Source organism: Streptomyces sp. NPDC051738 (assembly GCF_044453205.1).
Classification (GTDB): Bacteria; Actinomycetota; Actinomycetes; order Streptomycetales; family Streptomycetaceae; genus Streptomyces.
The window spans coordinates 47,967-61,039 of sequence record NZ_JBITCM010000035.1; the positions used below are offsets into that span (position 1 = coordinate 47,967).

A 13,073-nucleotide genomic window follows, 5' to 3' on the forward strand; every position below is an offset into this window, starting at 1 on the left:
GCTCCCCGGCCCCGGCCCACCCCGTATCACTCCCCCGGCCCCACCCTGATTGGCCCACCACCCCTTGGGGAACCCGCACTTGCGTGCACCCGCGCATCGAGGACTACGCCCTCATCGGCGACGAGCAGACGGCCGCCCTGGTCGGCAGGGACGGATCCGTCGACTGGCTGTGCCTGCCCCGGTTCGACTCGGCCGCCTGCTTCGCCAAGCTTCTCGGCGGCAAGGACAACGGTCACTGGCGGATCGCTCCCAGGCACGCGAAAGGTCTCTGCACCCGCCGCGCGTACCGCCCGGACACCCTGGTGCTGGACACCGAGTGGGAGACCGCCGAGGGTGCGATCCGCGTCACCGACCTGATGCCCCAACGTGACCGCGCCCCCGACCTCGTACGCATCGTGGAAGGGCTGAGCGGCCGGGTCACGGTGCGCAGCACCCTGCGGCTCCGGTTCGACTACGGCTCGGTCGTCCCCTGGGTGCGCAAGTCCCGCGGTCACCGGGTGGCCGTCGCCGGACCGGACTCGGTCTGGCTGCGCAGCGAACCCGCGGTGCACACCTGGGGCGAGGACTTCGGTACGCACTCGGAGTTCACGGTCGAGGCCGGCGAGCAGGTCGCGTTCGTCCTCACCTGGCACCCCTCGCACGAGCCGCGCCCGCCGCTCGTCGACCCGTACAAGGCGCTGCGCCTCAGCATCCGTGACTGGCAGAAGTGGGTGGGGCGCTGCCACTACGGCGGTCCGTACCGCGACGCCGTCATCCGCTCCCTGATCACCCTCAAGGCCCTCACCTACCGCCCGACCGGCGGCATCGTCGCCGCGCCCACCACGTCGCTCCCCGAGGAGATCGGCGGCGTCCGCAACTGGGACTACCGTTACTGCTGGCTGCGCGACTCCACCCTCACCCTGAACGTGGGCCTGTCGGCGGGCTACCGGGAGGAGGCGGAGGCCTGGCGCGACTGGCTGCTGCGCGCGGTCGCGGGTGACCCGGCGGACCTGCGGATCATGTACGGCCTGGCCGGGGAGCGGCGGCTGCCCGAGTTCGAGGTGCCGTGGCTGTCCGGCTTCGCCGGCTCCGCCCCCGTACGCATCGGCAACCTGGCCGTGGAACAGCTCCAGTTGGACGTGTACGGCGAGGTCATGGACACCCTGGCGCTGGCCCGGGACGCGGGACTGCCCAGCAAGCCGCACATCTGGGCGATCCAGGCCGCCCTCATCGACTGGCTGAGCTCGCAGTGGCGGCAGCCCGACGAGGGGCTGTGGGAGGTGCGGGGCGGGCGCCGGCACTTCGTGCACTCGAAGGTGATGGTGTGGGTGGCCGCGGACCGGGCGGTGCGCACGCTGGAGGAGAACCCGTCGCTTGAGGGCGACCTCGCCGGCTGGCGGGAGTTCCGCGACGAGGTGCACCGCGAGGTGTGCGAGAAGGGCTACGACGCCGAGCGGAACACCTTCACGCAGTCGTACGGCTCCCGTGAACTCGACGCCGCTCTGCTGCTCATCCCGCGCGTCGGCTTCCTGCCGCCCGACGACCCGCGCGTCATCGGCACCATCGACGCGATCCGCGCCGAGCTCAGCCATGACGGCTTTCTGCGCCGCTACAGCCAGGAGACACCGGTCGACGGACTCCCCGGCGGCGAGGGCACGTTCCTGGCCTGCTCGTTCTGGCTCGCGGAGGCGCTGCACATGACGGGGCGCACGCAGGAGGCACATGAGCTGTTCGACCGGCTGGTGCGCCTCGCCAACGACGTGGGCCTGCTGTCCGAGGAGTACGACCCCGTGGCCGCCCGCCAGCTCGGCAACTTCCCGCAGGCCTTCAGCCACATCGGCCTGGTGAACACCGCTCTCGCCCTGTTCGGGGGCGACGGGGCAGGATAGGGACATGGATCTTGGACTGAAGAACCGGGTGTACGTCGTCACGGGGGCCACCCGTGGACTGGGCAACGCCGCCGCGCGTGAACTGGTGGCCGACGGGGCGAAGGTCGTCCTGACCGGCCGGGACGAGGAGCGGGTCGCCGCAGCCGCGGCCGAGCTGGGGCCGAACGCCGTCGGGGTGGCCGTCGACAACGCCGATCCGGAGGCGGCGGGGCGGCTCATCGCTGTCGCGCGGGATGCCTTCGGCGGATTCGACGGCATTTTCATCAGCGTCGGCGGGCCGGCTCCGGGTTTTGCCGCCGACAACACGGACGAGCAGTGGCAGTCGGCGTTCGAGTCGGTGTTCTTGGGCGCCGTGCGGCTGGCGCGGGCCGCGGCGGCCGAGTTGGAGGCGGGAGGCGTCATCGGGTTCGTGCTGTCCGGGTCGGTGCACGAACCGATTCCGGGGCTGACCATTTCCAACGGACTGCGGCCGGGGCTCGCCGGTTTCGCCAAGTCCCTCGCGGACGAATTGGGGCCGCGGGGTATTCGAGTCGTCGGGTTGCTTCCGGCGCGCATCGACACGGACCGGGTGCGGGAACTGGACGGGATGTCCGCGGATCCGGAGGCCACTCGGGCCGCCCACGAGGCACGTATTCCGTTGCGGCGGTACGGGGCACCGGAGGAGTTCGGACGCGCGGCCGCCTTTCTACTGTCGCCGGCGGCTTCCTATTTGACGGGAATCATGCTGCCGGTGGACGGCGGCATGCGGCACGGGTTCTAGCCGACACTTGCGCTTCTGACTGACCTCGCGCTTCTAACTGACCCTTTCCGCACGGTGTTTGACGCCCTTCAGCCGAACTTCCGTCGGCAATTCCGCCAATCCCGCTGAATTGCGGGCATGGGCCACGGCCTCGGTGGTGAGGTCGTTCAGTGCCGTCCCGGGGTCCACGTGCGGTTCCAGCAGGAGACGTACGCGGGCCTCGGGAGTGCTGCGCCTGCCCGTCAGATGGACATGGGCACGCTGGACGCCCTCCAGGCCCGCCGCCTCGCTCGCCAGCACGCTCTCCAGGGCCCGGCCCCGCAGCAGGGCGCCCTCGCCGTCGCCGGTGTCGACCAGGACCTCGGTGAGGCGGTGCCGGCGCAGATTCGCGGTCAGCCACCACAGGGCGAGCAGGACCAGCACGGCCAGGACGGCGAGGACCGTCGGCCACCACCAGCCGTCGTCCCGCCAGCGGGTCCGCTCGGCGTCGCTGAGCAGAACGTCGTGCCGGTCGTCGTGGATCCACCAGGACGGGGGTTCCAGCCCGAACCCCACGGCCAGTACGGACCCTCCGATCACAAGCAGCACCAGCCCGACGATCCCGATAAGCACCCGGTTGACCACCCTGCGCACGGCCCTCACCCCTTCCGTCCGAGCCGCCGTACCCGCACCGAAAGCGAGGGCGGGCGGGACAGCCCCAGGCCCCTGATCGCGTCGGCGAGCGCGGTGTCCAGGTCGGCTCGTACGTCGTCCAGTTCGCGGAAGTGCGAGACGGCGCGGACATCGGCCCGGGACCGGCGCATCCGCACCCGTACCGACTGGACGCCGGAGACCTCCATGGCCCGGTCGCGCAGGACGAGCGCGGCGAGGTCGCGGTGGAGTCCGGCGCGGACGTCGGGGTGGGTGCGCCGCATCGGCAGGACGGCCCGCAGGCCGGGCGTGGTCGCCAGGACGAGCAGCCAGAGTCCGAGGACGGCGGCGACGCCCGCGCCGACGAGCACCCAGATGTCGTCGAGGGGACGTGTCGCGAGCTGGTCGGCCAGTTCCCGGCGCCAGCGCATGGCGGGCCGGTCGGCGCGCACCGAGGCGATGTCGTAGAGGAAGAAGCCGGCGGCGAGGAAGATCAGGAGCGCCATGATCGCGGCCGTGATCCGGCGTGCCGACCAGAAGCGGCCGTCCTTGCCGCCCTCGCCGTCGGCTGCGCGCGGGGGCTCGTAGTCCGCCGCCGACGCCGACTGGTCGAGGGTGTCGGGTCCGGTCGTCTTCTCCATGACCGGCAGTCGTTGTGTGGTGCCCTCGGAGCCCTGGGACTCGCTCATCGCGTCCTCCCCTGTGCCGTGCCCTGCACGGGCGCCGGATGCAGCCGCTCCACGTGCACGGCGACCTCCGGCACCTCCATGCCCACCAACGCGCCTACCCGCTCGGCGACATGCCGACGCACGGCCGCGCACCGGGCGCCGATGTCGGTGGGGTAGTCGAGTTCGACGTGGACCCGGACCCGGGCGCTCTCGTGGGCGACGACGACGTTGGCCTGCGGCCGTGCGGCGCCCTCGGCCAGTTCCCCCACCGCCTCGCGTGCGGCCTGTGAGGCGATCTTCACGACGACCCGGTCGGCGATCCGCGTCGCCCCGCGCTCACCGGGCGCGACGGTGGCCGGCGGTCTGCGGAGCTCGGCGGCCCCGCCGCTCACGGACGTCACCTCCGCCGTTCGTCACGGCGCCGGAAGAAGTCACCGAACTCGTACTCGCCCTCCAGGAACCGCCCGACGACGAAACCGACGGCGCCCAGGGCCGCCACCAGCAAGAAGGCTCCGAATCCGCCGAAATACCCGGCGAAGCCCAGTGCCATGCCGGCGATCATGCCGACCACGGCCATGCTCATGATGCGCTCCTCAGCTTCTCAGCGACTCCTCGGCCGCTGTGTTGTCCGGTCGCCGGCGCATCACTGGATCCGGCGCTCCGGTTCCTCTTCCTCTTCCTCCGGAAGCTTCACATCACTCACCGCGATGTTGACCTCGACGACTTCGAGGCCGGTCATCCGCTCGACGGCGGTGATCACGTTCTCGCGCACGTCCCGGGCCACATCGGCGATCGAGACGCCGTACTCGACGACGATCTCCAGGTCGAGCGCGGCCTGTACCTCGCCGACCTCGACCTTCACCCCCCGGCTCACCGACTTCGCCCCGCCCGGCACCCGGTCGCGCACGGCCCCGAAGGTCCGCGACAGCCCGCTGCCCATGGCGTGCACGCCGTCCACATCGCGTGCGGCCATCCCGGCGATCTTCTCCACGACGCCGTCCGCGATGGTCGTCCGACCCCGGGCGCCGGGGTCTCCCCCACCGCGCTTGGTCACCTGCGTCTTCCGCGTGACGGGGGTCTCGCCCTCCGTCCCCCGGTTCTGCTCCGTCGTCTCAGTCATGGCCGTTCGTCCTTTTCGGTTGTCGTCCCTTGACCACGGTAAGCACGGTTACGCGATCGCGCGCCAGGGATGCGGCAGGCTGGAGGAATGACGACGGCGGACCGATGGACGCAAGCAGTCCGGCATCAGCTCGGGCTCGGCAGGCTGCTGCCCCTGGGGGCCGCGCGCGACGGCGCGTGGATCTCCGAGCGGGCGGCCGAGGCAGTGCTGCGGCGCGTGGCCGAGGACATGCGCGGGGTACGACTGGACACGCTCCGGATCGCGCTCACCGACCCGGAGGACGCACACGAGGCCGCCGTACCGCCTCCGCCGAGCGCCCTGCCACCGGGCCCCCTGCGCGTGACGGCACAGTTCGCGGCGACGGCGACCGAGCCGCTGCCGACGACGGCGGAACGGTTGCGCGGTCTGCTGGCCGCAGCGGCGAAGGACCGCCTCGGCCTGACGGTGACCGAGGTGGACCTACGGGTGACGGCCCTGCTCGACGAGGACGCCGAACCCACTCCCGTACGGCAGCCCGAGCCGCCGCGCGCCGCGGAGCCCGGGAGCCCCGACGAGGAACGCGTCACCACCGCGGCCCTGATGGTCCCGGGGGTGACTCAACTGACGGGCGCCCTGGGCGGGTTGGGCCGTGCGGTGCACATCGAGGAACGGCAGGACGAGGCCGCCCTGCCGCACCGGCATGTGCGCGTGGAGCTCGCGGTGAGCACGGACCGCCGGGCCGTGGATGTGGCCAGGGAGGTCCGCGAGTGGGTAGGAGAGGCGCTGACCGATCGCCCGACGGTGGCAGTGCTGATCACAGCCGTCGCCTGATCAGCGCATGGCGCATAGCTCATGGCTGATCGCACGGGTCACTCGCCGAGGCCGGCCAGGTCCCGCAGCCGTCGTGCCTGCGCGGCCCGCTCGGCGCCGCGCTGCTCGTCGTACGTCCGATCCACGGCACCACGAAGCAGCGCCTTGGTCTCGATCACGGCATCCCGCGGTGCGGCCACGATGGCCCCCGCCAGATCCCGTACGGCGTCGTCGAGCTGCTCGGCGGGCACCGCGAGGTTGGCCAGCCCACTGCTCACGGCCTCCTCGGCCAGCACGAACCGGCCCGTCACGCAGATCTCCAGCGCGCGGCCGTATCCGACCAGCCCGACCAACGGATGCGTACCCGTGAGGTCCGGCACCAGCCCGAGGCTGGTCTCACGCATGGCGAACTGCACGTCGTCGGCGACGACGCGCACGTCACAGGCGAGCGCGAGCTGGAAGCCCGCCCCGATGGCATGCCCCTGGACGGCGGCGATCGACACGATGTCGTTGCGCCGCCACCAGGTGAAGCCCTCCTGGAACTCGGCGATGGCAGCGTCGAGTTCGCCGTCGCTGCTCCGCGCGAGTTCGATGAAGGAGGGCTCGCCCTCGATCCCGTCGGGCGTGAACATCTGCCGGTCGAGCCCGGCGGAGAAGGACTTGCCCTCACCGCGCAGCACGACCACCCGCACGCTGCCCGGCAGAGCCCGCCCGGCCTCGCCGAGCGTCCGCCACAGGGCGGGGCTCTGCGCGTTGCGCTTGGCCGGGTTGGTCAGGGTCACCGTGGCGATCGCGCCGTCGACGGTGAGCCGTACGCCGTTCTTGTCGAGCAGGGGAGCGAGGTCCTGGTCGGGCGAAGCCATGGGGTGCCTCCGATGCGTGCGGTCATCACGGGGTGCCGGAGGGCACCCACTAAGTGACTGCACAGTAACCACCCGGTCAGTCAGCCGACCGACCGGGTGGCCACCATCGAAGCCGATGGGCCGCCCGGGCTCAGGACGACGCGGCCTTCTTGCCCCGCGTCGCCCCGCCACGCCCACGAAGCGTGACGCCCGATTCGCTGAGCATCCGGTGAACGAAGCCATACGAGCGGCCGGTTTCCTCGGCCAGTGCCCGAATGCTCGCACCGGAGTCGTACTTCTTCTTCAGGTCTGCCGCGAGCTTGTCGCGCGCGGCGCCGGTTACCCGGCTGCCCTTCTTCAGAGTCTCGGCCACCCGTGCCTCCTCATGGGAAGTGCGCTCTGGTCTCCTCATGATCACCCCTCCGGGCCTTCATGGCCACCCATTCGGCAAGGTCCGTGAGACATGGTTTTGACGACAGGAGCACATCCCCACAAGCGGAATCCGCAATTCCGCCGAGTGGCGTCCGTACGGCCGAACGAGTTATTTCGCGAAGTGCCAGGTCAGGGACGCGAGACGGCCGAGCCCTTGTCGATAAAGGACTCGGCCGTGAAATTGATGTAGTACACACCTCGGTACGAGGAGATCTCACACAGATGATGGATCACTGATGGGCCGAATGATCCATACGCCGGTGATCACGCATTCGATCAAGCCAGGGCGACGAGATCCGCGTAGTCGGCGCCATACAGGTCCTCGACCCCGTCCGGCAGCAGAATGACCCGCTCCGGCTGCAGCGCCTGGACGGCGCCCTCGTCGTGGGTGACGAGCACGACGGCGCCCTTGTAGGTGCGCAGCGCGCCGAGGATCTCCTCGCGGCTGGCCAGGTCGAGGTTGTTGGTGGGCTCGTCGAGCAGCAGGACGTTCGCCGACGACACGACGAGGGTGGCGAGCGCGAGACGGGTCTTCTCACCACCGGAGAGAACACCGGCCGGCTTGTCGACGTCGTCGCCGGAGAACAGGAACGAGCCGAGCACCTTGCGGACCTCGACGAGATCCATGTCTGGGGCAGCGGAGCGCATGTTCTCCAGCACCGTGCGCTCGGGGTCGAGGGTCTCGTGCTCCTGGGCGTAGTACCCGAGCTTGAGGCCGTGGCCCTCGATCACCTCGCCGGTGTCGGGCTTCTCGACGCCGCCCAGGAGGCGGAGCAGGGTGGTCTTGCCGGCGCCGTTGAGCCCGAGGATGACCACCCTCGAACCCTTGTCGATGGCCAGGTCGACGTCGGTGAAGATCTCCAGCGAGCCGTACGACTTCGACAGGCCCTCCGCGGTGAGCGGGGTCTTTCCACACGGCGCGGGCTCGGGGAACCGGAGCTTGGCGACCTTGTCGCTCTTGCGGACCGCCTCAAGCCCGGCGAGCAGCCGGTCGGCCCGCTTCGCCATGTTCTGCGCGGCGACGGTCTTGGTGGCCTTGGCACGCATCTTGTCGGCCTGCGAGTGCAGCGCGGCGGCCTTCTTCTCGGCGTTCTGCCGCTCGCGCTTGCGGCGCTTCTCGTCGGCCTCGCGCTGCTGCTGGTAGAGCTTCCAGCCCATGTTGTAGATGTCGATCTGGGCGCGGTTGGCGTCCAGGTAGAACACCTTGTTGACGACGGTCTCGACGAGGTCCGCGTCGTGGGAGATCACGATGAACCCCCCGCGGTAGCTCTTCAGGTAGTCCCGCAGCCAGACGATCGAGTCGGCGTCGAGGTGGTTGGTCGGCTCGTCGAGCAGCAGGGTGTCCGCGTCGGAGAACAGGATGCGGGCCAGCTCGATACGGCGCCGCTGACCGCCGGAGAGGGTGTGCAGCGGCTGCCCTAGCACCCGGTCGGGGAGGTTCAGCGCGGCGGCGATGGTGGCGGCCTCGGCCTCGGCGGCGTACCCGCCCTTGGTGAGGAACTCGGTCTCCTGGCGCTCGTACTGCTTCAGCGCCTTCTCCCGGGTGGCACCTTGGCCGTTCGCGATCCGCTGTTCGTTCTCGCGCATCTTGCGGATCAGTACGTCGAGCCCGCGCGCGGAGAGGACACGGTCGCGGGCGAGCACGTCGAGGTCGCCGGTGCGGGGGTCCTGCGGGAGGTAGCCGACCTCGCCGGAGCGGGTGATGTTGCCGCCGGCGGGGATGCCCTCGCCGGCCAGGCACTTGGTGAGGGTGGTCTTGCCGGCGCCGTTACGGCCGACGAGGCCGATGCGGTCGCCCTTGGCGACGCGGAAGGTCGCGGACTCGATGAGAACGCGCGCACCGGCGCGCAGCTCGATACCGGAGGCGGAGATCACGGACAGACTCCAGGGCAGGGATAGGTGGCGGGATGGGCGGCTGAGGACGTTCCCGCCGTCTAATGCGCGAGGAGAATGGCCATGGGCCAAGTCTAACGGGGCCGTGCAACCACTTTTTCTGGGTGCAGGTGTTCGGGCCGGGGTCTGCCGCCTTCTTCGACGACCTCACTGCCCTGCGGCCTGCGCTGCGGGGTGATCCAGGCGATGAGCAACGCCTCACCGTGACGTACGGCACGTGCCGCCTCGGCCGACGGGCCGTTGTCAGTGGTCGCTGCGAGACTGGCAGCGCGTCGAAATCAAGGGGTGATCGGCATGGCAGGCACGAGCGGTGGGCGTCCGAGCATCTACCCGACGCTGCACTACGCGGACGCGAAGGCGGCGATCAAGCAGCTCACAGAGGCCCTCGGGTTCTCGGAGCTGGCGGTGTACGAGACCGAGGACGGCAAGATCGCGCACGCCGAGCTGGTGCAGGGCAACGGCGCGGTGATGCTCGGCTCGACAGGCACCGGCAGCACCTACGACAAGCTGATGAAGGACGCGGGCCCGACCGGCGTGTACGTCGTCGTGGACGACGTCGACGCACACCACCGGCGAGCCGTGGAGCACGGCGCGGAGATCCTGATGCCCCCGACGGACCAGGACTACGGCTCGCGGGACTACATGGCCCGTGACATCGGGGGCAATGTGTGGAGCTTCGGCACCTACGCCCCCGCGATAGAGAGCTGAGCGCCGGCCCGGCTCAGCTCCCCCCGGTGTGCACCTGGAAGGCGGCGCGGCGCACGGCCTTCGCCAGGGCGGGGTCGGGGTGCGCGGCGGCGAGTGCGACCAGGACCTGCACGGTGCGGGGGTGACCGACGGCACGCACCTCGTCGAGGAGCGCGGGGACGGTCGGCTGGAGCGCGGACTCCAGGTGCCGTACGAGCATGGGGGCCTCGCCGTGGTCGGCGACGGCGGCGGCGGTGTCGACCCACAGCCAGGTGGCCTCTTCCCGGGTGAGCACCTCGTGGGCGTCCTCGGGGTCCACCCCGTCGTGCTCGGCGAGCCACAGGAGGGCGTACGGCCGCAGGGTCGGCTCGTCGTGGACGGCGCGTACGTCGGGCTCGGCGGGGGCGCCGACGACGCGCAGCGCCTCGAAGGCGAGGCCGCGCAGCAGGGCGTCGTCGCCGCGGGCGGCGCCGAGGAGTTCGGTGACGGCGCTGCCGACGGGGCGGGCGGCGAGCCAGGCGCGGTATTCGTCGCGGGCCGCGTTCGGGCGGAGCTGGGCGCAGCCGCGGAGCATGTCCTCGGCGCCCTGCTCGATGTTCCCGGCGGGGCTCTGGGCGGCGACGCAGATCTGCTCCAGCTTGACCCAGACCGCCCAGCTGCCGAGCGGGGTGAGGGTGGCCTGTCCGTCGCCGTAGGTGAGGGCGCCGACGGAGGCGAGGGCGTGCAGGGCCCAGTCGAGGAGCGGGGCGAGGGGCGTGTCCGCGGCGGCCGCGGGGTCGGCGACCGGCTCGGGCTGGGGCCCGTAGGGGATCTCGCATCTCTCGGTGCGCAGTTCGGTGACGCGCTGCTCCAGCAGGTCCAGCAGCTGCTCGACGGGGACGGGCCCGGCGGACAGTTGGAGGAAGGAGAGCACCTGCGGCATGGCCGAGACGACCTCGGCGACGGCGGCGGGCTCATGCTCGCTGGGCTCCGGATAGGCGAGCGACCAGGCGTCGAAGAGGGCGACCCAGCCGCGCAGGACGGCGCTGTCGTCCCGGTCCCAGGCACGCAGCCGCCAGCCGGGCCGGGCGTTGTCTCCGTGTACCTCCACGAGACCGGCGAGCCGCGCGGTGTCCCAGTCGGCACGCACCTGAGCCACGGTCAGACCCAGGTCGCTCGCGGCCCGTTCGGCGGTCGCGTCGGAGAGGGTGCCCTTGCCGTCGGAGCCGGCACCGTCGCGGCCGGGGCGCAGGGCGGCGTCGGCCCAGTGGGCGACGCGGGCCGCGGTGGCCAGACCGGAGCGAGCCATTCTGGCCAGCTCGGCCCGGGCCGGTGTGCCCTCCGGAGGGCGGGGTACGGGGCGCCGTGGGCGTCGCTGGTTCACGGTTCGGGGGGCGGCGGCCAGGGGTCGCGGGCGGACGAGTCGAAGCCTGGAGTCGCGCGGGATACGGGACGTCACGGGTGCAGTCTTCCGGTTGACGGTCCGAAAACCCAAACGGAATGTCACGAGGGGCGACGGGGATGGCCAACGCACGGGGCCTCGCGGGCGGCAAGGGACCGATAACAGGCCAGTGGTACGGGGTTAAACGGAACCTGCGGGACCGGTCGGGGGAAGACCGTGTGAAAGCCCGGCACGCCGGCAGCCGGCGTCACATGAGCGGGGTCACGAAACGGCGCAGGGCCTCTTCGTAGAACTCGGGGTCGGCGTTCCACATGGCGGCGTGTGGGGCGTGCTGGACCGTGTGGAGGGCCACCAGGTTGGGGTGGGCGTCGGCCAGTCGGCGGGAGAGTGTCCAGGGGGCCACCCTGTCGCCGGGGCCGTGGAAGATGAGGGTCGGCACCGTGAGGCGGTCGGGGGCGCCGTTGCCGGTGACGCGGCCGGTGTCCAGACCTGTGCGGCCCTGTGCCGCGCGGACCGCGAGCGGCAGCAGCGCGCTCGGCGTGTGGCGGGCCTTGGCGAGGGCGCGCAGTGTGGTCTCCCAGCTGAGCACCGGGGAGTCCAGGACGAGGCCGGAGACACGGTCACGCAGCCCCGAGTGCGCGGCGGCGCGCAGCGCCATCGTCGCGCCGGTGGACCAGCCGAGCAGGACGAACTGTTCGGCGCCGTACCGCACGGCGTACCGCATCGCCGCGTCCAGGTCGCGCCACTCGGTCTCGCCGAGGTGGTTCAGGCCGTCCGGCGGACGGGGTGCGCCGAGGTCGCCGCGGTAGGCGAGGGCGAGGACCGGGAAGTGCCGGCCGCTGAGGAACCGCATGACGTTCATGGCGTGTTCGCGGGTGGTGCCCAGGCCGTGCACCGCGATGACCCAGGTGTCCCGCGTGCCGGGGACGAACCAGGCGGGCAGGGCGCCGAGTTCACCGGGGATGTCGACGTCGGCGTGATCGAGGCCGAGGGCGGCGCTCGGGTTGCCGACGTACACGTTCGGGGTGAGCCAGACGCTGTCGCCGGGTTGGAAGGTGCCGTGGGTGACGCGTTCCAGGCGGCGTACGACGGTGTCGGCGGAGTGGTTCGCCGAGGCGAGCACGGGTCCGACGACCGCGTGTGAGCCGTCGCCGGACAAGCCGTACATGCCGGGGCGCAGCGATGCGAGGTCGCGGGTCAGCGCGATCTGGCCGGCGGCCGTGGCGTGCACGGTGAGCCGGGGTTCGGTCGGCAGAGGCCGCCCGGGAGGCGCCGTCAGCGCGGCCCCACTGGCGAACCGCCCGGCCGCGACGCTCGCGGCGCCGGCGGCCAGAGCCACGGTGACGGCAGCGGCCGTCGCTTTGACAGTGCGCACAACACCAGTGTCCGGGCGGACCCGGGGACCGGCCAGCGGAGACCTCCGGTGGAGGCGTGACCACCACGTACCGCCCATTTCCAGCGCCCCCGGCGTTGGTGCGGGCCCACTGGGGGCCTGCGGCCCCCAGACCCCCGCTGTCGGCCCTGAAGGGGCCTCGTCCTCAAACGCCGGACGGGCTGAAATGCCTGGGCCGGCGCCGAGAAGCCGCCGTCGCTCAACGAGCGATGCCCCCAGCGGGTGGGTGGGGGCTAGGGATGGCGCGACCTCGTCCTCAAACGCCGGACAGGCTGAGATTGCCTGACCCGACGCCGAGAAGCCGCCGTCACTCAACGAGCGATGCCCCCAGCGGGTGGGTGGAGGCTAGGGATGGCGCAACCTCACCCTCAAACCCCGGACAGGCTGAGATTGCCTGGACCTGCGCCGAGAGGCCGCCGTAGATCAACCTCCGGCGTGCGGCGATGACGCGTACCCCCGCGACGCGGCAGTCGCGTACGGCGACAAGGCGATCCGGCGATGGCGCGGCGCGTACCCCTACGCGCCTGCAGCCGCCCACGGCGGCAAGGGGACGCGTCGGGGGGTGTCCGCCCGCAGTGGCCGGCGTCAACACGCAGCACCACTTGGCCTAAGTCCAGCCGCCGGTCCGAGG

General features: G+C 71.5%; 14 protein-coding genes. 4 read left to right on the plus strand and 10 right to left on the minus strand.

The genetic code is table 11. The features are described from left to right. The first annotated feature begins 83 nt into the window (after nucleotides 1-83). Together ACIA8X_RS44805 and ACIA8X_RS44810 are read left to right on the plus strand one after the other, a co-directional pair. The gene (locus ACIA8X_RS44805) at nucleotides 84-1,868 is read left to right on the plus strand and encodes a glycoside hydrolase family 15 protein (protein ID WP_399460690.1); all 1,785 of its coding nucleotides are present in this window, start codon (nucleotides 84-86) and stop codon (nucleotides 1,866-1,868) included. Nucleotides 1,869-1,872: 4 nt separating this feature from the next. Then, nucleotides 1,873-2,628: an SDR family oxidoreductase gene (locus tag ACIA8X_RS44810; protein ID WP_393443089.1), complete on the plus strand. Its 756-nt coding sequence runs from the start codon at nucleotides 1,873-1,875 to the stop codon at nucleotides 2,626-2,628. 33 nt (nucleotides 2,629-2,661) lie between these two features. On the opposite strand, the gene amaP is transcribed toward ACIA8X_RS44810, so the two are convergent. From amaP to ACIA8X_RS44835, 5 genes are read right to left on the minus strand one after another with little or no spacing between them, the layout of a single operon-like run. Beyond that, a complete protein-coding gene (gene amaP / locus ACIA8X_RS44815; protein WP_399460691.1) occupies nucleotides 2,662-3,240 on the minus strand; it encodes an alkaline shock response membrane anchor protein AmaP in 579 nt (192 codons plus the stop codon). 5 nt (nucleotides 3,241-3,245) lie between these two features. Beyond that, the gene (locus ACIA8X_RS44820) at nucleotides 3,246-3,926 is read right to left on the minus strand and encodes a DUF6286 domain-containing protein (protein WP_399460692.1); all 681 of its coding nucleotides are present in this window, start codon (nucleotides 3,924-3,926) and stop codon (nucleotides 3,246-3,248) included. Then, nucleotides 3,923-4,306, minus strand: coding sequence for an Asp23/Gls24 family envelope stress response protein (locus ACIA8X_RS44825; protein ID WP_399460693.1), 384 nt, complete (start codon nucleotides 4,304-4,306; stop codon nucleotides 3,923-3,925). The genes ACIA8X_RS44820 and ACIA8X_RS44825 overlap by 4 nt, the downstream gene beginning before the upstream one ends. After that, nucleotides 4,303-4,488: a hypothetical protein gene (locus ACIA8X_RS44830; protein ID WP_393443081.1), complete on the minus strand. Its 186-nt coding sequence runs from the start codon at nucleotides 4,486-4,488 to the stop codon at nucleotides 4,303-4,305. Before ACIA8X_RS44830 ends, ACIA8X_RS44825 begins: the two co-directional genes overlap by 4 nt. Nucleotides 4,489-4,548: 60 nt before the next feature. After that, nucleotides 4,549-5,025: an Asp23/Gls24 family envelope stress response protein gene (locus tag ACIA8X_RS44835; protein WP_393443079.1), complete on the minus strand. Its 477-nt coding sequence runs from the start codon at nucleotides 5,023-5,025 to the stop codon at nucleotides 4,549-4,551. Nucleotides 5,026-5,112: 87 nt separating this feature from the next. On the opposite strand from ACIA8X_RS44835, the gene ACIA8X_RS44840 reads away from it, so the two are divergent. Next, entirely contained in the window at nucleotides 5,113-5,835 is a 723-nt protein-coding gene (locus tag ACIA8X_RS44840) for a nucleopolyhedrovirus P10 family protein (RefSeq protein WP_399460694.1), read from the plus strand. A 38-nt stretch (nucleotides 5,836-5,873) separates the two neighbouring features. Here ACIA8X_RS44840 and ACIA8X_RS44845 read toward each other — a convergent pair whose 3' ends face one another. From ACIA8X_RS44845 to ACIA8X_RS44855, 3 genes are all read right to left on the minus strand, one after another. Then, a complete protein-coding gene (locus ACIA8X_RS44845) occupies nucleotides 5,874-6,677 on the minus strand; it encodes an enoyl-CoA hydratase/isomerase family protein (protein WP_393443075.1) in 804 nt (267 codons plus the stop codon). A gap of 130 nt (nucleotides 6,678-6,807) precedes the next feature. Further along, on the minus strand, nucleotides 6,808-7,029 hold the full coding sequence (locus ACIA8X_RS44850) for a helix-turn-helix domain-containing protein (RefSeq protein WP_004002281.1): 222 nt from the start codon (nucleotides 7,027-7,029) through the stop codon (nucleotides 6,808-6,810). Between the two features lie 335 nt (nucleotides 7,030-7,364). Further along, nucleotides 7,365-8,963, minus strand: coding sequence for an ABC-F family ATP-binding cassette domain-containing protein (locus ACIA8X_RS44855; protein WP_393443073.1), 1,599 nt, complete (start codon nucleotides 8,961-8,963; stop codon nucleotides 7,365-7,367). Nucleotides 8,964-9,275: 312 nt separating this feature from the next. On the opposite strand from ACIA8X_RS44855, the gene ACIA8X_RS44860 reads away from it, so the two are divergent. Then, nucleotides 9,276-9,689 carry a VOC family protein gene (locus ACIA8X_RS44860; RefSeq protein ID WP_393443071.1) on the plus strand — a complete coding sequence of 138 codons (414 nt, stop codon included), beginning with the start codon at nucleotides 9,276-9,278 and terminating at the stop codon, nucleotides 9,687-9,689. 13 nt (nucleotides 9,690-9,702) lie between these two features. On the opposite strand, the gene ACIA8X_RS44865 is transcribed toward ACIA8X_RS44860, so the two are convergent. Beyond that, entirely contained in the window at nucleotides 9,703-11,106 is a 1,404-nt protein-coding gene (locus ACIA8X_RS44865; protein ID WP_399460695.1) for a hypothetical protein, read from the minus strand. A 190-nt stretch (nucleotides 11,107-11,296) separates the two neighbouring features. Beyond that, complete coding sequence (locus tag ACIA8X_RS44870) at nucleotides 11,297-12,424, minus strand: alpha/beta hydrolase (RefSeq protein WP_393443067.1); 1,128 nt, start codon at nucleotides 12,422-12,424, stop codon at nucleotides 11,297-11,299. Between the last annotated feature and the right edge of the window lie 649 nt (nucleotides 12,425-13,073).